We start from the raw sequence: 21743 nt of genomic DNA, 5'->3' as shown, positions 1-21743 counted from the left end.
AATGCAATCATCGGTTTGAACTTTTTCAAAGGAGGCTTCTATCTTGAAAATTTTACATCATCCCGACCGGGCAGACATCCATTTGTCCTCCGTATTATATGCATTAAGCGATCCCATACGCCTGTTTATTCTTTCCGAATTGCGTCAACACCAGGAAAAAAGCTGCGGTGATTTCGACGTACCCGTTGCCAAATCCACGTTTTCTCATCATACCCGGACACTAAGGGAAGCCGGAGTCGTCAACGTACGCAGCCACGGCACCCAGCGTCTCGTATCCATTAGAACGGACGACTTGGAATTCCGTTTTCCAGGCCTGCTCACAGCGATATTGGACGCTTATGAGAACTCGGACGAAAAGCAGCAAATGCTGCAGGGACTCCAACAGTCATAACAACCATATTATAAGCAAAAAGCATGCGCAGGATTTATCCCCTTCGCATGCTTTTTTCGTGAAACTAACATTATTCGGAGCTCGAACGCCCTATATTGTCAAGCTGCTGAAGCGGAATGCCCTCATCCGGCTCGCCGTTAATTAATTCGGATACGGTAACGATTTTGAACCCTCTCTTCTTTAGCTCGGGCAAAATCGTACGCAGCGCCGTTACCGTCTGCGTCGAGCCTGGCGTATAGTCATGCAGCAATACGATGTCTCCATTCCTTGCATTGCCCAGCACCTTCTTAACGATACTGCCCACACCCGGCTTTCTCCAGTCATTCGTATCCTGATGCCATGACCATAGTACGGTCTGGTACCCTAATTTTTTGGCTACTTGAATTGTATTATCGTTATAGAATCCGCCCGGCGGCCGGAACAGGAACGGTTTTTTCCCCGTTAATTCAACAAGCAGCTCCTCTGTTCTCACGATTTCATCTTCAATAGTATTCAAATTCGTATTGCCTCTGAAATAAACATGATTGAAAGTATGATTCGCAATTTCATGCCCTTCCTCGACTTCTCTCCGCAGCAGATCGGGATATTTCCGAACCCGGTTGCCCAATACGAAAAAGGTCGCTTTCGCATCATATTCCTTCAATAAATCCAGTATCGGCTCAGTTGTTGCGGGATAGGGGCCATCATCGAACGTTAACGCGATTTTCTTCTCGTTCAAGGGCACTTCCCATATGACCTCTCCTCTTTTTTCGTAAAAATAGCGGTCCTTTTTTTCCACAGGAGCCTGAAAGCCGCACAAAAGCACAAGGCTTAACGAAGCCAGTAGCCATTTCATTTTTTATAGTCCCACCTATCCCTAACATTGTGACTATAAATTGCCCCAGCATCTTAACCGTTATTCGAAACCAGTCTAGCCCATGCCCGAATCGGGAATGCGCTCATCCCTCTAATTTTCATCGGGGCGGCTGTGAAATAGAAGCCTTCAAGGGGCAATTGCCCTAGGTTGTTTAAGTTTTCGACGATCGGAATCGATGCTGCCAGCAGGATCGAATGAACGGGACGAAGCGGATCAGACGTATCGTCGATGTTATGGCTATCGATGCCGACAAGCAGCGCGCCTTCATCCTTCAAATAAGCAGCGGCATCCTCTGTTAAATAGGGATGCTCCTCGAAATAGTCCGGCTGTCCCCATGCTTGCCCGCGGCCCGTCTCAATTAATACAGCCCGATTGCGAACCGTATGCCCTTCTAACTGCTGGCGGGTAATGGCTCGCCCCTTGAATTCGACGAGACGAATAACAACACCCTCAAGATCCGCAATAGCAGCCAGCGGCAAATCGGCAACATCAGCGGTGCCTTCATAGCGATGAGCAGGACTGTCGATGGATGTGCCCGAATTGGCGACCATCTCGATGCGTCCGATGTTGAAAGCCACACCAGGCGCATACTTCCCCTTTGCCTCTTCAAAGCTTAAAAAATCAGATATTTGCGGTGCGGGCATCCCCGGATATGTGACATGGTCATGCTCAATTGTGTGGCTAAGATCTACAATTTGTTTTCCCATTTTACCCCTCCGAATTGTTCGTAATTGATGGATTACATCTATTGTAGAGATATCTGCAATTAACGATCAATACGGTTTTGTCTATCGTTCTTATAGATGTTCTTAATAATAGAAGGAAGATGGAGCAGATGTATTTTTTTGCACATATTGGACAATTTAACGAAACGGGTTTATTTTCGAAGCGGAATCGGGTGAGCAGCGATGGTCAAGAAAGCCGAGCAAAAGACTAACGTCAATTCCTTATATAACGAGCTGAAACGCAATATTGACGAGGTCACCAAAGGCCTCGGACATAGTCCTGACCTGATTACGCGCTACTTGCAAGTAAAGCTGATCCATGATCTGCCGCTGCAGGGCGCTATCCTTTATATGGACGGACTATCAAGCTCCACTTCCATGCTGCAGTCTATTTTTTCTGAAAACAGCAGCACCACCCGCTGTACAACTCCGGCTGAGCTGTTGAATTATTGCAAGGAATCCGTCATTACAGAAGGCTCCGTACAGGATGTCCATACCTTTGATGACATGTACGATCTGCTGCTTACAGGAAATACGATCCTGCTGTTCGAAGGCTGCTCCCAAGCACTTGGCGTCTCCACGCTGGATCTGAAAGCCCGTCCCGTCGAAGAACCCAATGTGCAATCAGTCGTGCGGGGACCACGGGAAGGCTTTACCGAAGTGCTTAGCTGGAATACTGCCATGATCCGGAGAAAAATCAACAGCCGGCATCTTTGGGTCGAGACCCTTCAAATCGGCCGTGTAACTAAGACAAAAGTGGCCATTCTGTTTATCGATAATATTGTCGCCGACAGTGTACTTCAACAGGTTCGCGAGCGGCTGCAAAAAATCGACATCGACGGTATTCTGGAAAGCAATTATTTGGAGGAACATATTCAGGACAAGAAATACTCCCCTTTTCCGACGATATTCAACTCGGAGCGGCCGGATGTTATCGCAGCCGGACTGCTTGAAGGCCGGGTAGCTATTATGGTAGACGGCACCCCCTTTGTGCTGCTTGTGCCTGCCTTGTTCACGCAGTTTTTTCAATCCAGTGAGGATTACTATGAAAGATCGGATTTCAGCACGCTGATCCGCTTGCTTCGCTTCATTTCTTTTTTCCTGGCAACGATCACTCCTTCCTTCTATATCGCGATCACGACCTTCCATCAAGAAATGCTGCCGACTACGCTGCTTTACAATTTAGCCAGCCAGCGGGAAGGCGTGCCTTTTCCGGCGTTTATCGAGGCGCTCATTATGGAGGTTACCTTCGAAATTCTGCGGGAGGCCAGCGTCCGCATGCCGAAGACAGTCGGGCAATCGATCTCCATTGTAGGCACGCTTGTTGTCGGACAAGCAGCGGTAGAAGCCGGGCTCGTCAGTGCAGCTATGGTTATCGTCGTCTCCATCACAGCCATCTCCAACTTTGTGCTGCCGGCCTTCAACTTAGGGATAGCTGCCCGTATCATCCGGTTTGTGTTAATGATGCTGGCCGCTACCTTCGGCTTATACGGCGTATTTATAGGGGTCATTGGCATTGTGTTTCATCTATGCAGCCTAAGATCATTCGGGGTGTCTTATATGGCGCCGCTCGCTCCTTTTAAAGGGAGCGACCAGAAGGATACATTTTTCCGCTTCCCGATTCCAAAACTGTTTACGCGGCCAAAAAGTCTACATCCTAAACAGCTGGTTAGGCAAAAAAAATCATGAGACATATCCGCAGAATAACCCGTCTACTCCTTGTCTCACTTGCTCTCGCCTGCTGCACCGGATTGCTGTCCTCCTGCTGGAGCCGTCATGAGCTGAATGATATCAGTATCGTCGTGGGACTCGGGATTGATAAAAAGGGAGAGAAGTATAAAGTAAGCGCTCAGATCGTCAATCCCAGCCAGGTCAGCCTCCGGCAAGGGGGGAGCAGAAATTTTAGTCCCGTGGTCACCTATGACGCTACTGGTGCTACTATTCCCGAAGCGCTGAGCCGAATGACGGTGAAGGCTGCCCGTCAGCTTTATTTCTCCCATTTGCGTATCTTGATTGTAGGTGAGGAAGTGGCGCGTGAAGGCATTAGCAAACCGCTGGATTTCATAGCCCGTAACCGGGAAATGCGGACCGACTTCTATCTGATCGTAGCGAAAAATACGACTGCGGATAAAGTTTTGGAAACGTACAGCCCGATGGATCCCATTCCTTCGAACAATTTATTCACGAAGCTGGAGACATCCGATAAGCTCTGGGCTGCTACTGGCAAAATCACGCTCGATCAGCTGATAGAAGACCTCTCTAAGCAAGGGAAAAACCCTTCTCTGACTGCTATAGAAATCATTGGTCAGAAATCCAGAGGCGATAATTATACGGATGCCAATTATATCGATCCTACCGCTGTATTAAAGTACGCAGGAATGGCCGCTTTCAAATTTGATAAAATGACAGGCTGGCTGAATGAAACCGATACAAAGGTGCTCAATTACCTGCAGAACAACATTACGCAAACGACCGGCATATTGGAATGTCCAAATCGCGACGGTCTTATTACGTTTCAAATTGTTAGCTCGCATGCTGCGATTCACGTCAACTATAAGGAAGGGAAACCTGTCTTTGATGTGCTGTTGAAAACCGAACAGGATGTCAGGGATGTCGGCTGCGAATTCGACATCTCCAAACCGGATAATCTTCACTTATTGGAGCAGCTAGGAAATAAAAGATACGAGAAGCTGCTGGAGAACTCTATCCGTAAAGCGCAGAAAGAGCTTAAAGTTGATATCTACGGATTCGGCGATGTGCTGCACCGTGCCTATCCGAAGAAATGGCGGGTAATCAAGGACTGGAACAAAACGTTTGAGAATGTGGAAATCAATGTACGGGCTTTGGTCACGATTCGAAGAATCGGTACTACGGTTCATTCCTTGCAAAACGAAACGAGATAGGAGGCGATAGACAATGTGGCTATGGGTAGGCATAATCGGGGTTTGGCTATGGTCGGGCATTGTTGATATCCCTCAATTAGTAAGAGAGCGGCAGCGGGGAGTGCTAATGCTGCACCTTCTCTTAATGGCCCTCATGACGGCAGGGAGTGTGGTTTATATCTACTCCAATCATCCGCCAAATCCGTTGAAATGGATCCAAGCGGCTTTCTCTTCTTATTCCAAAGCGATATACAGCCTACTCTCCTGAAAGGAGGCAGCGAGATGATAAAGGCGAGTCCGCTGATTACTGTCCGCACGTACACGATACTCGTTATTTTGTTCATGATTGGCACCTCCATTCTTATTACACCGGCACAGCTTGCTCATGAGGCTAAACAAGATGCATGGATTGCCGCCATATTCGGCATTGTGCTTAACAGCTTACTGGCACTTCTATACGTTTCGCTAGGGGAGCGGTTTGGGCAAAAAACGCTAATCGAGCTTTGTATCGCCGCATTCGGAAAATGGATCGGCGCCTTGCTCGCTTTGTGTTATATTGGTTTCTTCCTCCTATTGGCTTCCCTGATGGTGGGAGATCTCGGATTTTTTATGACGACACAAATTATGCCGGAAACGCCGATTGAAATTTTGCAAATTCTGTTTGTAATACTCGTCGTTGCGGTCATCAGAGGAGGCATCGCTGTTTACTCAAGGGCGGCAGAAATTTTTCTCCCGCTAATGATTTTCATGTTTAGCCTGCTCATTATTTCCATGCTGCACATTATAGACTACCGGAATTTTCAGCCTATGCTGGAGTTCGGCTTAAAGCCTGTCATACGAGGCGGATATTCCTTCTTCGGGCTGCAGGAAATTATCGTTCTTATGATGCTTTACCCTTATGTGAAGCGATCGGGCAACCGCAGAAATGCGTTTGTAGGCGGCGTGCTGGTCGGCGGCGTTGTTCTCATTATTACGACAGCTTGCTGTATTGGCGTAATGAGCTTCTTGGTAACCTCCAATCAGCTGTATCCCGCCTACGTGCTGGCCAAAAAAATAAGCATCGGCCATTTCCTTGAGCGGATAGAAGGCGTCATGATGCTGATTTGGGTTATTTCGATCATGATCAAAGTCGTCATAACCTTTGACGCTGCCGTTCTCGGACTCTCTCAGGTATGCAAGCTTAAGGAATCGAAACCGATCGTCATCCCTATGGGCTTCGGTATGATCGTGCTGGCTTTATTAAGCTACCCCAATACGATCTTCGTTCAAGACTTTCTATCTAAAATCTGGTCTCCCTTTGCGACGATCTTTATGGTATTCGTGCCGCTGCTGCTGCTGCTCGCCCTATCAGTAAGAAAAGCGCTCGGTGGAAAGATGTGACCGTAGCCGCGTGTAATCATTTGAGCAATACAAACAGAAGCAACGATTCGATTCGGTTCGGTTCGTTATGCACCAACCGGCTTGCCGGACTGCTGGGCTGCTGCTGCCGACAGCAAGCTTTTGCCCTGCAGCCATACAGCCAATCCCGTCGCCCATAAAATAAGAGCAGAACCTAGCCCAATTATAGCCATATAGGCGACTACTTCATGGCCATCTATGATTACCTTTTGCGAGAAGCTAAGCCACGTTACAATCGGAAGCAGACATAATAAAGCTCCTGTCACGTAGTAAAGCCGCACCTGGAACAGAGGCGCCAGCGGGAAAAAATGAATGCCGACGATGATCGCAATTATTCCGGGAATTAACTCTGGTCGGCCCAACGAGTTGCATAGGAGAACGGCGATATAGATCGCAACACCTTCACCAGCGAAAATAAAATAGAACTTCTTACCCTTCATTTTGCTGACGCGCAGGTCGGATTTCGAGCCTTGGTTAGCCAGCTTTCTGGAAGCGCGTATAAGCGAGGCTGCGCTTAGAAATAAAACTAGACCAATAGCCACAGCAATGATCAGGAGCAATGCGGTCCCCCAGCCCTGCAAGCCCATTACGCCCGTATAGGCCCAGAATGTACCGAAAAAAGCCATAAAAATGACACCCGATGCTGTTCCCCGAATTGCTGCGCCAGGTATGCTGCTCGTAGAATTGTCCATTTTAACACTCCTTTTCAGTCTAATCATGAGCTCAGTTTATCATATGACTAAAAACTGGAAAACAGAAAAGAGGACAGCTGAACCTTCCCTTAGGTTCGATTGTCCTCTTTTACCTGAGCGCCTGCTATCAAGCGCTAGATCAGCTCTGCCAATGCCTCCAGCAAGATCCGGTTCTCTTCCTCCGTACCGACGGAAATCCGCATATGCTGATGCAGCCCCCAGCCTTTGGCCGCACGAATAATAATGCCCCGTTGCAGCAGCTGATTATAGATATGGTCTGCTTTTTCCCCAAGCTCCACTAGTACATAATTTGCCATACTCTCCGTATAAGAGATACCCAGCTCTCGCATTCCGCTGTACAGCTGTTCCCGGCCCGCCTTATTCATGGCACGCGAAGCTTCGATATGTTCATAATCGGTCAAGGCAGCTCGAGCTCCCGCCTGCGCCAGCGCGTTGACATTAAACGGCTCCTTCACTTTCAGCAGCGTGCGGATGACGTTTTCCGGCGCGATACCGAAGCCGACGCGAATGCCGGCCAGACCGTATATTTTCGAAAAGGTATTTAACGCCAGCAGCGGATAGCCCTCGCGAATAAATGCCGCGCCATCTGAGTAATCAGAAGCTGTAGCGTAATGCCGGTAAGCGGTGTCGATTACAACGAGCACTCTTGCCGGGAGACGATCGAGAAGGCGGCGAAGCTCCGCTTCCGGCAAATAGGTGCCGGTCGGATTGTTGGGCGAGCACAGGTAGATCAGCTTTGTTTTGTCCGTTACTGCCGCGAGTATATGATCTGCGTTATAGCTGTAATTTTCTTGAAAAGGAACCTTTACAACAGCGCCGCACATCAGATGAGCGCCAAATGCGTATTCGCTAAACGTCGGTTCGGGCACGATAATTTCATCGCCCTCTTCCAAATACGCTTGCGAGATAAGCAGAATGAGCTCGTCCCCTCCGTTCGTGACAATAAAATGGTCGTCCGAAAGGTTATATTGACGGGCTAATTCGCTAATCAAACCAGAGGACCGCTCATCCGGGTAGCGGTGCAGCTCCGCTAATGCTTCTTGCATTGCCTTCACCGCTTTGGGCGAAGGACCTAGCGAATTTTCGTTAGAAGCGAGCTTAACAACCCGCTCCACTCCGTATTCCCGCTGGACTTCCCATATAGGTTTGCCGGCTGTATAAGGCTTCAGTTGTCCCAATGCCCGCCGCGGCGCCACTTGCTCTTTTTCCGTATCCAAATTGCTGTTCATGCTTAACCCCTCTCCCCTATGCGATCATTGTATGAGTGCGTTTTATCGCCCATTCTAAAATCTCCATGCTTCGCATCCTGCTTGCCGCGCTCAATCTGACTGGCATGATTGAATATACGCTTCGTTGCGTCCAGATCAATCCGTATTGTGAAATAGTATACACCTTAGAGTGGTTATTAGCGCAACTATTGTTGATGCCAAAGCGATTCTTGTTATGAATGAAGGGCTGGCTAGGAGAACTACGGACTGGAGATTATTTTGATTAAATTTCCTTTGGAATACAGATAGTCATCCATTACTTTATCCTCGTATTGAATATTGGACAGACGGATGAGAGGCGGCGACTGCTGATCCCTTATTATTACAGCATAGTCGCCTTGATTACATCTGACGGGATCGACGACAGAGGGGCTAAGTTCAATAACTCCGTTATTTACTCTCAGAATAGATAGATCGGGCCAAGACAAATGCAGACCTTGGAATTCGATAATGAATTCATCCGCTCCGTCTCCATCTAAGTCAATAAAATCAGGCATTCCCCAGCTTTCGAAGCTTGTTAGCTGATGCTTCTCATGATCATAAACGAGGTAAAGCGCCCGGCCAGGTCCGTTAGCTAAAAGCTCTATTCCTCCGATCAGCTCATATCGGGTTTGACCGGGGAGCATCCGCTGGAATAGACAGGTTTGAGTACAGTCTGTCTCTGCATTGTCGGCTGCTAGAGAAGCGGATACGTCCCGGATCAAATAGGAGGTTTTGTTTACGAGCAGCACACCGTAATAAGAGCGGGATATTATGTCACTCTCTCCTAGCTCTTCGTAAATGCTAAGTTCAGCCTCCCGCTTGTTGATTTGACCAAAAGAAATCGTCCGCTTGAGCGTCCATTTCTTATCCGGCACGCCCTGCTGCAGCTCTTCCAGTTGTAAGGGCGTGAAGGACAAGCTGATTTCGTCGGGCAGCGGGGACAATAATCCGGAAGCAGCATCCGGCGACCGTTCTATGGCATCATCGCCGGATGCTGCTTCATTTTGTACTATCGGGTTAACGTTCTCAGCGTAAGAATGCTGCTGCTGCCCGGCAACATGCTGCTCTCGTACATTCGGCTCCGTTGCACCGCAGCCTGACGCTAGCATTGCGGCTGATGCTATTATGATCCAACCATACCGGTACTTCACGCTTCAACCCCGCCTTCATCCATTTTCTACATAGACGAGGGAGAACGTGTTTTTGTTTAGAAGCGTACGCAAGTTTAATCCAATTTGGATAACGTTTCGATAGTCAGCAGAAGCTTGCCTACAAATCCCGGTTTTCCCCATACGATGAATCTGCTCTTCTTCTCTTCTTGAAGATAAAAGTACTGAAACTTGGCTTTTCCCCGTTCCGGGTCATCGGCATTGAGCAATTGGATTAACTCCTGAGAAATCAACGCCGCTTTAGCGCCGTCAACATAGCAATCGATAATCGAGCAGACCTGGTAGATCCCGTCAATCTCAGTCGTGCCTTTGCCCAAATACTCATCGACATGCTGCAGAGACTCTTCATGCAGCTGCTGCACTTTTTTGCCCAAAAACCGGTTCAGCTCCTCTTCGCTTACTCGCCATTCCCCGCCTACCTTCATCGCAATTAGCTTGCCCTCATGAATGTATCTTCGAATGGTTCGTGCATGCATATCCAGCAGCTCAGCCAAATCATCGATTTTGTACATCCCAGTCCCCTCCAATTCATTCCATTTAAGGAGATTGTAAAGCAAAGAAAACCCTCTGTCTAGACAAAAGGTAATAATATGTACCAATATGTAATTATTCGGATTACAAAATTCATTTAACCGTATAAATCGCGGATAATTTCCGCTTTCACCTGCTCAGATCACTGTCTTGTCAGGACCCAGCATACCGTCAGGTATTGAATAATATAATTGGCTCTCTGTCACGCCATCGCCCCCCATTTTCTACTTCTCGCTGCCTTTTTGCAGCAGCTCTTTGATTTCCCTCAACTCTTTCAATACTTGTTTCGTATACTGCGTGTTCTTGGAATAGTCCAATCCGACGCGAACTCCCAAAGCGACAATAAAGAACGCCACAACTACCAAAAATACATATTCCATACCAAGTCCCTCCCTATGAAAAAAGACTCTGCCTCAGATAATCGATCTTGTAGGCAGAGTCTTATGATGTCGTTAAAGCTTTTAGGATGTACTTTATTTTAGCAAACATCCGAGTGAAAATGTTCCTCATTTAACAATTTTCCAATTATAAAATCAAACGAAGCACCATCACAGAAACGATTCCAACTACTACGGTTCCCAGCAGGCTGCGGGTGAATATAGCCATCGCAAAAGTCGGCAGCGCAGCCAGCAGCTCTACTTTATTTTGAAAAAGACCATGATCTGCTGTCATTAATTGTTCTCCGACCAACGCCGCCATGACGGCTATCGGAATATAATTCAGCCATCGCATAGCCCAGTCTGGTATATTCATCCGGCTTAGCACCATAAGCGGAACTACTCTTGGGATTAAGGTGACCAGCGCCGCGCCGATAATGATCAGCAGCACATCCGCTCTTACTTCCACTTTTCCACCACCACTCCTAATGTTGCAGCAATGACGGTTGCAGCAATAACAGCCATGCTTCCGGACAGCACAAAGCTTGCTCCGATGACAAGAATCACCGCACTGCATGCCACAAACAGATCTCTGCGTATTTTTCCGCGGCTCATAACTTGTGTAACAAGAAGCCCTATGAACATGGCGGGCAGAGCAAAATGCAAACCATATTTCTCAGGGTCTGTAATCCACTGGCCCAAAAAAGCACCGGCTACCGTAGCCGCAATCCAATTGAGATAAGCCGTCACATTAAGACCGTTCATCCACTTCGCACTAATGGCTGTTTTCTGGGCTGTCTGATTGACAGCAACGCCGAATGTCTCATCCGTAAGTAACGAGCCGATTATCATCGTCTTTAATGGGGTTAATTGGCGAAAATACGGCGACAACGCTGCGCTCAGCAGCACATGGCGAAGATTGACAATGAATACCGTTGCGATAATTGCAATCGCCGAGCCTTGAGCTGCCAGCATTCCGGCGACGATAAACTGGGCAGAACCAGCATAGATTAACAGAGACATCAGAGTGACTTCCATAATACTCAACCCCGAGGTATGACCAACAACACCAGCAGCAAATCCTATACTTAAATATCCCAGCAAAGTCGGAATACAATCCTTCACACCCTGGAGGAAGGTATCCTCGGGTTGTGTAGCTCCCTGTGCATGAGAATGTGCCGGGATATGATTTTTATTAGCTTCCAAGCCTTTAAACTCCTCTCCTGCACTTCTTATATCTTCACCCCTCGCCATTAGCCCGGATAATGAATCGTAAGCATACATTTGACCGTTGTATTTCCCGAATTCCGGTAGGTATGCGGTTTGTCCGCTTGAAAATGAATCGTACTGTCTTCGTTCACGACGAATAACTCATCCTCAATCAGCAGCTCCAACGTCCCTTCGGATACCGATAGATATTCTTCCACGCCTTCATGATGGGGCTCCGACTCATGGCTGCATTGCGGGTCGATTTCCAACGCATAGATTTCGAACTGCTTCTTCGGATCGAAGGGGAATAACGGGTACACGCGATATTTCCCTTCATTCTCTGACAGCGCCTCTACATTTTCCTTAGCAATAAGAGTAACCGGCGTTGACTGGTCCTTCAGCAAGGAGGAAAAAGAGACACGCAGTCCGTTCGCGATTTTCCAGAGCGTAGTTATTGTAGGATTCGTCTCGCCTCGCTCGATCTGACCTAACATCGCTTTGCTGACTCCTGTCAGTTCAGCAGCTTGGTCTAAGCTAAGCTTCCGATCCTTTCTTATTCTTAGTACATTTTTGCTGATGCTAATGTTGATGGGATGCATGATGGTCCCTCCTGTTTCAAACGTGCGTTATAATATATTTTTGTTTATTATAACATACAAATTGAATAAAAAGAACACCGCTTTGCTATACGCGGATGCGCTGCGCTCAACCTAATCCTTGCTTCCGATGCTCACAAAATAAAAGAAAAGAGCAGAACGGTTCGCTACAGCGAGCCCGTCTGCTCTTTTCGCATTAATATCATTTTAGTTGATTAAAAGTTCCCCAATGAAGCTCCGGATGTCGTGGCATAAGTAGAATGAAGTGTGACTTTGTAGGTTCCCGCCGGCTGGCCGTAAGCCAGGTTGTACCAGCCTCCCGTCGTTTGCGAAGGGTTAAGATTTACGCTAGTGCTTGCTACAAACACGTCTCCCGAAGCCGTTACGCGATACAGATCCATATACATGACCGTGGAAAACGCATAGCTTGAGTTGTATAAAGCCGCACCTACTCTGATGTTCCCTGCGTTCAGATTTGCCGTCCATGAATTGGAGAAGCCAGGGGACGTAGCGTTAATCGTTGAAGAAGCCGACTGTCCTGTATTATTTTTGGCGACAATTTTAATCGTATAGGCCGTGCTAATCGAGCCTGAAATCGTGTAGGATGTATTTGTCGTGTTGGCCACAAACACATTATCCTTGTAAATGTCATAGTTGGTTGCGTTTGTCGAAGTCCATGAAAGATTGATATTGTAGTAAGGGCTGGTTGTATACGTAATTACCGGAGCAGTTGGAGCCGGATCACAGCCTAATGTAGTTGCAGATGTCGATGTGCTGCTATACCCGCTCTGGCCGCTGACAACATTGAAATTATACGTCGTGCAAGGGCTTAGCCCCGTAACATTGATGCCATTCCCAGCCATTGTGGAGTAAAAGGCCCCGTCCTTATAGACATGAACATAATTTTCTCCGGACTGAAGCGTCCATAACAAGGTCAATGAATTGGATGTAACATTCGTTACGTAAGCACCCGTCGCAGCATTAGCAGACATCGCCGGAATCAGCAGCATAAGGGCAATCAAAGCAACTAGCCATTTTTTCAATTTCAAGATCGACACTTCCTTCTCCATTTGAGTTTTTAAGCCGCTTGCATACTGCCCTTTCATTCCCGTTAATTTGTGTCATCTTCCTCCTTTAATGATTCGTTTTTCTTACAAAATCAGGTTAACATTGACATTTAAAGTAAACAATCCTTCCTGTCAAACTCGATAAAAAAACACATTATCATCTTAATAATACGCTCTGATCTATTATTAACAGCACGTTTCGCCTAAGTGAGCTTCTTCTGCTCCTTACTATCTTCTCGTTAGTGAGAGAATTATCGCCATGCAAAAAAGAACCCTTGATTTCTAAAGGGTTCCGGTCGCTTAAGTATGCTGATCTGAACAGGGATCGAAACTTTGACCTCTACCCTGTCAAGGTAGTGCTAAGCCGCTGATTTTCCACCTCTACGTTGGATTTTTCCAACGTGGAGCGTATTCTATGCTGCTTTTCCACCCCTATGTTGGATTTTTCCAACGTAAGGTGTATTCTCTACCACTTTCCCGCCTCTACGTTGGATTTTTCCAACGTGGAGCGTATTCTACGCTGCTGTTCCACCCCTACGTTGGATATTTCCAACGTAGAGAGCATTCTTGGCTACTTTTCCGCCCCTACGTTGGATATTTCCAACGTAGAGTGCATTCTTGGCTACTTTTTCGCTTCTACGTTGGATTTTTCCAACGTAGGGCGCATTCTTGGCTACTTTTTCGCTTCTACGTTGGATTTTTCCAACGTAGGGAACATTCTCTGCCACTTTCCCGCCTCTACGTTGGATTTTTCCAACGTAGGGCGTATTCTACGCTGCTTTTCCACCCCTACGTTGGATATTTCCAACGTAGGCACATTCTCTGCCGCTTTCCCGCTTCTACATTGGATTTATCCAATGTAGAGGCGGGAAAGCTCCAGATTAGTGGCGATCCTAGAGTCTAGCCGCATTTGCATTTTGCGTAGCCTTTAAGCAAAACAAGTAAGTTAGGCGTCGAGAGCGTACGGCTAGCAGGAGGCTTGAAGCAAGTTATCTGCGTGTACGTGGCGAGTAAAGTGAGCTCAGTTCCTATTCGTGTACATTCCAGCAGGCAAAGGAGACAATCCAAAGCATGCTTTAAGCGAGAGAATTGAAGCCATTCAAAGCAAGCTTTAGCGAGAAGCTTGAAGCAATATAAAGCAAACTTTAGCGAGAGGCTTGAAGCCATGCAAAGCATGCTCTTGCTCTTGCTCTTCCTCTTGCTCTAAGCCCCTGCCCTCTAGCGCCCAGCGCCCGGCTTGGCCCCGCCGCCGCTTCCGCTGCCCGGGCTTTGGGCAGAATAATGATGGTCCCTGAATTCCTGCGGGGTGCAGTTGACCATCTTCTTGAACAAGTAAGTGAAATACGCCGAGGTCTGAATGCCCACCCGGTCGGCGACCTCGTACACTTTAATACTCGGGTCCTGCAGCATCTGCTTTGCCAGCTGGATACGAGTCTCCTGAACGAACTCGGAGATCGTCTTCCCCATTTCCTTCTTGAACAGCACGCTTAAATAGCTCGCGTTCAAGTTAAACTGCTCAGCCAGCTGCTTGACCGTCCAGCTTTCGTGGACGCGCTCCTCGATGAACGTGGCAATTTGCCGGATCAGATTATGGAGCTGATGGCCCTGCTCTTTTTTCTCAACGAGCATATAGCGATCCACATATTCGACCAGCAGCTCAATGATCTGGCTCGTACTGCTGCAATCGAGCATTCTGCGCCACATTAATATATTGATTTCGCCTTCCGCTCCGTTTTGCCATTTCAAAATCCGGATCAGCTCGCTCAGAAAGCTCATCCCGAACGCTTGAGCGTAAGAGAAGGAGAACGGCTCCTGAGATTGCAGCAAGCCGAACACCCGGTTCATATATTCGCCAACCTGGGCCCGGTCACCCGACTCCATCAGCTTGACGATGTTCGGCATAAATTCCTCGCGAAGCCGGTATTCCTTAAATTCATGCGAATCCGTCGGGTCATAGTGGACAATCTGACCGTCCGACATGAGCCGCGCCTGAGCCATCTTGAATTTCACTTCTTTATAGCAAAGCGATGCATCCTCCCACCCATTGCCCGTCCGGCTTAGGCCGACCGTTACAGTGGAGCCGTATTGCTCCTCCATCATGCGCTGGATAAAAACCATCTGCTTCTCCAATACTGTGCTTTCCTCCGGCGTCGGATTGGCGTGCAGCACGACGATTTCATCCGGAGAGGTCTGCGCTACATACAGCGATTCCAGATCGGATAAGCCGACGTCCACCGTTTTGCGAAAGCCGCTGCCCAGCACCATTCGCTCCTTGGCATCTTTGCTTAAGGACAGGAAGTGATCGAGGCCAAACAAAATGACTCGCAATCCGCGGTCAACCTGTGGCAGCTCCATAAGGCTTTCCCACGAGAGCAGCATGTCGTCGGTCTGCACCATTTCTCCGATTAGGTCGTTGACGAAACGTTCCTTAACTACCTTCAGACTGCCGGACACCTTCTTCTCCAGCTCACTAGTCTGCTCGACGATTTGCCGCATCTTTTCCAGCGTTGCCCGGAACGTGTCGAGCCGGCTCGTCACCTCCTCGAATTTGAGCGGCTTCAGCACATAAGCTTGAGCGCCGACATGAATCGCATCCTGAACAAATTCGAATTCATTGTAGCCGCTAATCATCAGAACCTGAATATGGGGATAAAGCGCTTTGGCTCTTGCCACCAGCTCAATCCCGTTCATCCCGGGCATAGACACGTCGGAAATAAGGACGTCGAACTCCATCTCCTGCAGCGCCTCCAGCGCTTCCTCTCCCGATTCATGCGTCACCGGAGACGCATAGCCGTGATCCTGCCACTTGATATAACGGACCAGCCCTTGAATGTTGGAAGGCTCGTCGTCTACGATCATCACGTTCAACAAATTATATTTCCCTCCTAATCACAGGCTGCTCTGTGGAAGCCGGGAATACGATGCTTACCCGTGTCCATTCGCCAGCCTCGCTTTCTATGATGAATGAAGCCCTGCTGCCAAAATAAAGCGATAGCCGTTCCTTAATGTTAGCCGTGCCGAATCCGTTGCCTTTCCCCCGATGGGTTCCCGCTTCAATTCCGCTGAGAACGTTCTCGGCAATGCCGCTGCCGTTGTCATAGACGGCCATTCGAATGTTGTCGCCCTCCCGATGAACAGAGATGCGAATAACCGCATCCTTTTTCCGGGTAATCGCCCCATGCAAATAGCAGTTCTCTACAATCGGCTGCAGCACCGTCTTAATGGTATAGAAATCGAGAGCCGAGCTGTCCACATCCCACTCCACACGTACCCTGTCCGGATAACGGAATTGATGAATGTCCAAATAGGCTTTCACATGCTCCAGCTCATCTCGAATTCGAATGACACTAATTTGATTGTTGAGAGCCAGCCGGTAAAAGGTCGTTAGCGCGTCGATGATCTGAATTTGTCCTTCATCCTGCACGTCCAGCGCGCGCCAGCGCAGCAGGCTTAAGGAATTATAAATGAAATGCGGGTTGATTTGCGCTTGAAGCGCCTTGAACGCCTGCTCCTTCTCCATCAGCCCCGCCTTCGTAATATCCTCCACCAGTTTGCCCAGCCGCTCGGACATCGAATTGAACATGCTCTCCAGGTCGCCGAGCTCATCATTATTATTATGGCGGACGCTAACCTCGAATTGGCCGCGCGACAGGTCGCTCATTCGTGTTCCCAGCTTGCGGATGCGCCATACCATATTTTTGACGATCGTCATGATCAGGAACAATGAGCATAAAAGAAAGAGTGCCGTTATCGAAACGTTCAGCAGCAAAATCCTACGGTTCTGGCTGTCCATATACTGCATCGGCAGCTGCGCAACGACCTCCCAGCCGGAAGAAAGCGGCTTGGCGATCAACAGCTCCTTCGTTGAAGTGAGATCATACACTGGCGATGAACCATCCGCATTCGTATCTACATCTAAATCTGAATGTACATCTAAATCTGGATCTTTCTCCTTCCCGCTCAGCGGCCATTCCTTCGTCACGATCCGGCTGCCGATTTTGTCGGTCTCCGTTGCGGCAATCGCATGTCGGCTGCTGTCAACGACAAATAAATTGCCGGCGCCTTTGAACGGTTTGTCAAGCAGTTCACCGAAAACGCTGTCATAATTGAGTAAAATGTAGACCATGCCGAGCACACTGCCGTCGGCCCCCATAATTTTGCGCGTAATGACAATTTGTTTCGGATTGCTTGGCGCATTGCTCCAGCGCAGCGCTTGATCGCTGCTGGCCGCCTCTTCGTACCAGGCCTGCTCATCCATGCCGACCAGCGACCGCTTCTCCGGCCGCCATAGCAGCTGTCCGTCCTGTACGAGCGTTTCATTCGTATGATAAATGCGAAAATCCGCAATTCCCGGCAAATATTTGCTCGTAATCAGGAATGTGCGGTCCACATAATTGACGGTATCCAATATTTCAGTCATATCGGCGTAGCTGCGCCCTAATCTCGAAATGAGCTCACCATCTGTCGCTGTTCGGACTGCGAGCAAATCATAGCTTTTTTTGCCAAAAGCGACGTTTTGCGCCGTTTGTCTCACAGCCTCATCTACCGTCGTCAAATAGCTTTGATGAAAGCTTTGAATGACCAAGTAAATGGCGCTGCCGCCTAACACCAAAGTTGGCAAAACCAAAATAAGCCCGTACATAACAAGCACTTTGCTGCGCAGGTTCATGCCACGGGTGAAGCGAATCACTTGTTTCTCCAGCCATAATCTCACGGTGCCTGACCCCTTTCACACGTTCAGTATAGCACGCGCGCCGTACGGGAACGAAGGGGAAACCGCAGCTGCGGCTTCCCCTGTCCCTCTTTTATGCCATTAAGCTTTAGTCGCATCAAATGATGTTTGCCATTCTTTCTTCAGGTCCGTCCAGTGCGCACGTTTCTCAAGCGCAGCCTGGAAGTCCTTCCATGCGCCTTCGAACGCAGCGTCGTCCTTAGCCATCAACAGCTTGGCTTTGAACTCTTTTCTTACATTCTCAAGCTCAGGCAAATATTTCTCCCACAAACCGCCCGATTCCGCTTTTACCATATCGTACGCTTCAGCGACACGGATGCCGCCCATTTTGCCGATGCTCTCTGTGAATTGGATCGTTTTCAAGCGGCCTTCCGGCTTCGTTACGCCGTAGTTCCACCATGGATACCATTCGTTGCTGTAAGAAGCAGCGCCATACAGACCTGGGTTCGTGCTTGCAACCTTCGCTGCATCGCCGGAATCATGCGCCTGCTGATACTTCTCGTCCGTGTAAGTCCATTTGCCAAGCGGCTGATCGGTCCAATCCCAGAACACGCCTGGAGGGCCTTCGCTGACAACCTGCTGCTGCTCCGGTTTTTGCGTCAGCGTGTAATCGAAAAACTTCAAGATAGCTTCGAGATTTTTCGTATCTTTGTTAATGAAGATATCGTTAGCCGGGTAAGGGTTGACGATTTGATTCGCGCCTACTTTGCTTACGCCTTCTACTTGCGGATAAGGAATCGCTTGATAGTACCAAGCCGGTTCTGTAGGACCGTCCAGCACTTCCCACAGCTGAGCATCCATATTGAAGAATCCGCCGGCATTCAGCGCAACGCGGCCGGTTTTGTTTTTCTCTTTGTAACGCTCTTTCTTGTCGGTAATAACCTCGTGATCTATCAATCCTTCACGGTACATTTTGTTCATCCATTGGTAAGCCGCTTTGTATTGCGGATTATCGTAGATGAATTCAACGCCTTCGCCTTTTTTCTCAACTGGCACGACGCCGCCTGCCGAAGCAACCGTTACGCCGAAGGTGCTCAGAATGACATTCTCATCATTCGCATCAGACAAGAAGCTGAGCGGAATGAGGTTTTTGCCGGAAGCATCCTTTTGCTGAGCAGCAGCTTTCAAATATTTTTCAACGCCGTCGATCGTTTTCAGATCATCAACCGTCATGCCGGTTTTCTCCAGCACGTCCGAACGGACGAACCAGCCCAGCGAAGCCCAGCCCGGCCACGGGTCTTGCGGGTTTTGGTCAAACCAGGCCGGAATCGACCAGATATGGCCGTCTTTATCCTTCATTCTGTCCAGATAAACCTTCGGAATAGCAGCCAGACCCGGATATTTGTCCGGCATGTCGAAGTATTGCTCCAGCGGCAGAACCGTATTGGATTTAATCATAGCGGAAGTCACGATATCGGTACGGCCAAAAATTGCCGCATCCTCGAATCCGCCCGTATTCAGCTTCAGATTAAGCGCCGTCATGGCATCGCCTTGCGTAGCCTCGATCTGAACGTTAATGCCTGGCTCTTTCTCTCTCCAATACGTTTGTACCATGCTGTCGTTATTGATCGTTGCGGTCCAGCCCAGCCAAAGCTTAAACGCTTTGGACCCGGTTCCTGCCGCTGCCGTAGAACTGGCATTCGGGCTGCCTTCTTCTTTCTTGCCATCCCCGCCTGACGAACAAGCTGCCAGAACGAGCATCAAAGCTGCAAGCGTTAATGCGACCCATCCTTTTGCTCCCCGTTTTGCTATCATGTCATGCTTCCCCTCTCTCGTCTTGTAAATTGGTATGTGGTGATGCCCTATACCTGCTAGTTATGGCTTACCCTTTGACCGAACCGATTAATACACCTTTAACAAAATACTTTTGCAGGAACGGATAGACGCACAGGATTGGCAGCGCGCTGACCATAACCGTAGCCATCTTGATCGACATCAGGGTTACGTTGGATAGCATCGAGCCCCGAGCGATCGCTTCCTGATTGTTGTTGGAGCCAAGGACGACCGATATATCCTGGGCGGAAAGCAGCTGCTGCAAGAAGGTCTGCACCGGGATCAGAGTCTGGTCGGATACGTAGAACGCCCCTGCAAACCAGTCGTTCCAGTGCATAACGGCGGTGAACAAACCAAGCGCCGCAAGCATGGGCTTAGATAGCGGAATAATAATCGAATATAGGATGCGTACCGGGTTAGCGCCGTCGATTTCAGCCGATTCGATGAGCGCATCCGGAATGCCTTGAATGAATTTCATCATGACGAACATATTCCAGGCCGAGAAAGCCGTTGGAATGATATACACCCAGAAGGAATTGATCAGATTCAAGTTATAGAGCTGAATGTAGAACGGAATCAATCCGCCGCTGAACAGCATCGTAATCAGAATGTAGCCAAGCAGCGTATTCCGCAGCGGCAGCGCCCGGTAGGACAAGCCAAATGCTGCGATTAATGTAATGAACAAGCCGCATACCGTGCCGACAATCGTACGGAGAATCGTAATGAGATAAGCGTGCTGAATAACCGAATTGCCGAGAACGACTTCATAATTGTACAAAGTGAACTCCCGCGGCCATAAGTATACTCCGCCTTTTGCGGCATCACTGCCTACATTTAGCGATATCGCCAGCATGTACATAAACGGATAAATAACAGATAGGCATAACAGGCCCAGAAACACAACTATAACTATCTGACTTACCTTTTCGCCAGTTGAAAGTTTCATGCTTACCAGAGCCCCTCCCCGTTCATCCTGTTGGATATCTTATTAGTAGTTACGACGAGGATCAGACTGATGAGCGAAGAGATAAGGCCCATAGCGGTTGCCGGTCCAAAGTAGCCCTGCTGCAAGCCGCTGCGTAAAATGTACGTATCAAGTACATCTGCTACCGGCTGGTTTGCCGGATTCATTAACGGATAAATTTGATCCATTCCGACAGCAATCAGGCTCGGCATGCTCAGAATGAGAATGATCGTAATTGTAGGCATAAGGCCCGGTATCGTAATATGACGAATCTGCGACAGCTTGCCGGCGCCTTCCACTTTAGCCGCTTCATACAGCTGGGGATCAATGGTAGTAATCGCCGCCAAATACAGAATCGTATTCCAGCCGACTTCCTTCCATAGACCGCTTACGACGATCATCGGACGGAACCATTCGGTAGAGCCCAGGAAAAAGACCGGATCGCCGCCTAGATTCGTAATGAGCTGATTGACCAATCCACCGTCGAGTGTAAGCAAGGATTGCAAAATATAAGCAATAACAATCCAGGAGAAGAAATGTGGCAAATAACTGACTGATTGAACAAATCTTTTGAAGACGCTATGACGAACTTCATTAATTAACAGTGCTAACAATATTGGTGCCGGGAAACCGAACACAAATTTAAGTGCCGCGATGTAGATCGTATTTCGCGCTACTATCCAGAACTGATCATCTTTCAAAAATGCAAAGTTTTCAAAGCCGACCCACGGGCTGTTCCATACCGTCAGGCCGATGTGAAAATCTTTAAAAGCTACCTGTATACCGGTCATCGGTACGTAATTGAACAGAAACAAAAGTACGAAGGCCGGTAAAATCATCATGTACTGCCAGCGGTATTTTCTCAGACTTGCAAGCATCGTGTCACCCCTTTGTTTAAAAGTATAGGGAGGAAATGAAAGCGGAACCATATCACAACGATTGGTTTTTCATCAATTTGATTGGAGAAAACGATAGAAACGACAAAAAAGCCCGAAGTGGGCTTTTCTCAGAGGATTAATATTCCAAGGAGGGGTACGGACTGCTTCCAAGCAGGTCAGGTTTACTTTCTAGCAACAGGTATGCTATTTTGTTTCTACAGATATAGAAAGA

Annotated in this window: 21 protein-coding genes; 5 read left to right on the top strand and 16 right to left on the bottom strand. The window is 48.4% G+C overall.

What is annotated here, in order from left to right; all coding sequences use genetic code 11:
• Positions 1-43 precede the first annotated feature (43 nt).
• Positions 44-391: an ArsR/SmtB family transcription factor gene (locus ACFVVF_RS12735; protein ID WP_387809628.1), complete on the top strand. Its 348-nt coding sequence runs from the start codon at positions 44-46 to the stop codon at positions 389-391.
• Between the two features lie 70 nt (positions 392-461).
• On the opposite strand, the gene ACFVVF_RS12730 is transcribed toward ACFVVF_RS12735, so the two are convergent.
• Together ACFVVF_RS12730 and ACFVVF_RS12725 are read right to left on the bottom strand one after the other, a co-directional pair.
• Positions 462-1226, bottom strand: a complete 765-nt coding sequence (locus ACFVVF_RS12730; RefSeq protein ID WP_387809626.1) for a polysaccharide deacetylase family protein — start codon at positions 1224-1226, stop codon at positions 462-464.
• A gap of 53 nt (positions 1227-1279) precedes the next feature.
• Positions 1280-1954, bottom strand: a complete 675-nt coding sequence (locus ACFVVF_RS12725) for a cyclase family protein (RefSeq protein ID WP_387809623.1) — start codon at positions 1952-1954, stop codon at positions 1280-1282.
• 201 nt (positions 1955-2155) lie between these two features.
• Between ACFVVF_RS12725 and ACFVVF_RS12720 the strand changes: the two genes are divergently transcribed.
• The 4 genes from ACFVVF_RS12720 to ACFVVF_RS12705 are packed head-to-tail and all read left to right on the top strand — an operon-like array spanning position 2156 to position 6234.
• Positions 2156-3661, top strand: a complete 1506-nt coding sequence (locus ACFVVF_RS12720) for a spore germination protein (RefSeq protein ID WP_387809621.1) — start codon at positions 2156-2158, stop codon at positions 3659-3661.
• Positions 3658-4875 (top strand): Ger(x)C family spore germination protein, encoded by a 1218-nt coding sequence (locus ACFVVF_RS12715; protein ID WP_387809619.1) that lies wholly within the window; start codon positions 3658-3660, stop codon positions 4873-4875. Before ACFVVF_RS12720 ends, ACFVVF_RS12715 begins: the two co-directional genes overlap by 4 nt.
• 13 nt (positions 4876-4888) lie before the next feature.
• Complete coding sequence (locus ACFVVF_RS12710) at positions 4889-5122, top strand: hypothetical protein (protein ID WP_387809617.1); 234 nt, start codon at positions 4889-4891, stop codon at positions 5120-5122.
• Between the two features lie 14 nt (positions 5123-5136).
• Positions 5137-6234, top strand: a complete 1098-nt coding sequence (locus ACFVVF_RS12705) for a GerAB/ArcD/ProY family transporter (RefSeq protein WP_387809615.1) — start codon at positions 5137-5139, stop codon at positions 6232-6234.
• Between the two features lie 65 nt (positions 6235-6299).
• Here ACFVVF_RS12705 and ACFVVF_RS12700 read toward each other — a convergent pair whose 3' ends face one another.
• The 14 genes from ACFVVF_RS12700 to ACFVVF_RS12635 all read right to left on the bottom strand — a co-directional run bounded on the left by ACFVVF_RS12700 (position 6300) and on the right by ACFVVF_RS12635 (position 21511).
• Positions 6300-6944 carry a hypothetical protein gene (locus tag ACFVVF_RS12700; protein WP_387809613.1) on the bottom strand — a complete coding sequence of 215 codons (645 nt, stop codon included), beginning with the start codon at positions 6942-6944 and terminating at the stop codon, positions 6300-6302.
• Between the two features lie 134 nt (positions 6945-7078).
• Positions 7079-8194 (bottom strand): histidinol-phosphate transaminase, encoded by a 1116-nt coding sequence (gene hisC, locus ACFVVF_RS12695; protein WP_387809611.1) that lies wholly within the window; start codon positions 8192-8194, stop codon positions 7079-7081.
• A gap of 239 nt (positions 8195-8433) precedes the next feature.
• Entirely contained in the window at positions 8434-9366 is a 933-nt protein-coding gene (locus tag ACFVVF_RS12690) for a hypothetical protein (RefSeq protein WP_387809608.1), read from the bottom strand.
• Positions 9367-9440: 74 nt separating this feature from the next.
• On the bottom strand, positions 9441-9896 hold the full coding sequence (locus tag ACFVVF_RS12685) for a helix-turn-helix domain-containing protein (RefSeq protein ID WP_387809605.1): 456 nt from the start codon (positions 9894-9896) through the stop codon (positions 9441-9443).
• Positions 9897-10139: 243 nt separating this feature from the next.
• Positions 10140-10295 carry a hypothetical protein gene (locus tag ACFVVF_RS12680; RefSeq protein WP_387809602.1) on the bottom strand — a complete coding sequence of 52 codons (156 nt, stop codon included), beginning with the start codon at positions 10293-10295 and terminating at the stop codon, positions 10140-10142.
• Positions 10296-10440: 145 nt separating this feature from the next.
• Positions 10441-10761: an AzlD domain-containing protein gene (locus tag ACFVVF_RS12675; RefSeq protein ID WP_387809600.1), complete on the bottom strand. Its 321-nt coding sequence runs from the start codon at positions 10759-10761 to the stop codon at positions 10441-10443.
• Positions 10752-11498, bottom strand: a complete 747-nt coding sequence (locus ACFVVF_RS12670) for an AzlC family ABC transporter permease (RefSeq protein ID WP_387809597.1) — start codon at positions 11496-11498, stop codon at positions 10752-10754. The genes ACFVVF_RS12675 and ACFVVF_RS12670 overlap by 10 nt, the downstream gene beginning before the upstream one ends.
• A 47-nt stretch (positions 11499-11545) precedes the next feature.
• On the bottom strand, positions 11546-12100 hold the full coding sequence (locus tag ACFVVF_RS12665) for a helix-turn-helix domain-containing protein (RefSeq protein ID WP_387809594.1): 555 nt from the start codon (positions 12098-12100) through the stop codon (positions 11546-11548).
• A gap of 212 nt (positions 12101-12312) precedes the next feature.
• Entirely contained in the window at positions 12313-13203 is an 891-nt protein-coding gene (locus ACFVVF_RS12660) for a fibronectin type III domain-containing protein (RefSeq protein ID WP_387809591.1), read from the bottom strand.
• A gap of 1179 nt (positions 13204-14382) precedes the next feature.
• The gene (locus ACFVVF_RS12655; RefSeq protein WP_387811416.1) at positions 14383-16026 is read right to left on the bottom strand and encodes a response regulator; all 1644 of its coding nucleotides are present in this window, start codon (positions 16024-16026) and stop codon (positions 14383-14385) included.
• Positions 16027-16036: 10 nt separating this feature from the next.
• On the bottom strand, positions 16037-17878 hold the full coding sequence (locus ACFVVF_RS12650) for a cache domain-containing sensor histidine kinase (RefSeq protein ID WP_387809588.1): 1842 nt from the start codon (positions 17876-17878) through the stop codon (positions 16037-16039).
• Positions 17879-17977: 99 nt separating this feature from the next.
• Complete coding sequence (locus tag ACFVVF_RS12645) at positions 17978-19651, bottom strand: type 2 periplasmic-binding domain-containing protein (protein ID WP_387809586.1); 1674 nt, start codon at positions 19649-19651, stop codon at positions 17978-17980.
• Positions 19652-19718: 67 nt separating this feature from the next.
• Entirely contained in the window at positions 19719-20615 is an 897-nt protein-coding gene (locus tag ACFVVF_RS12640; protein WP_387809583.1) for a carbohydrate ABC transporter permease, read from the bottom strand.
• A gap of 2 nt (positions 20616-20617) precedes the next feature.
• On the bottom strand, positions 20618-21511 hold the full coding sequence (locus ACFVVF_RS12635) for an ABC transporter permease (protein ID WP_387809581.1): 894 nt from the start codon (positions 21509-21511) through the stop codon (positions 20618-20620).
• Between the last annotated feature and the right edge of the window lie 232 nt (positions 21512-21743).

It is taken from the genome of Paenibacillus sp. NPDC058174 (assembly GCF_042883865.1).
GTDB lineage: Bacteria > Bacillota > Bacilli > Paenibacillales > Paenibacillaceae > Pristimantibacillus.
Note: the sequence above shows the minus strand (reverse complement) of the source record. Positions and strands in the feature narration are given on the sequence as shown.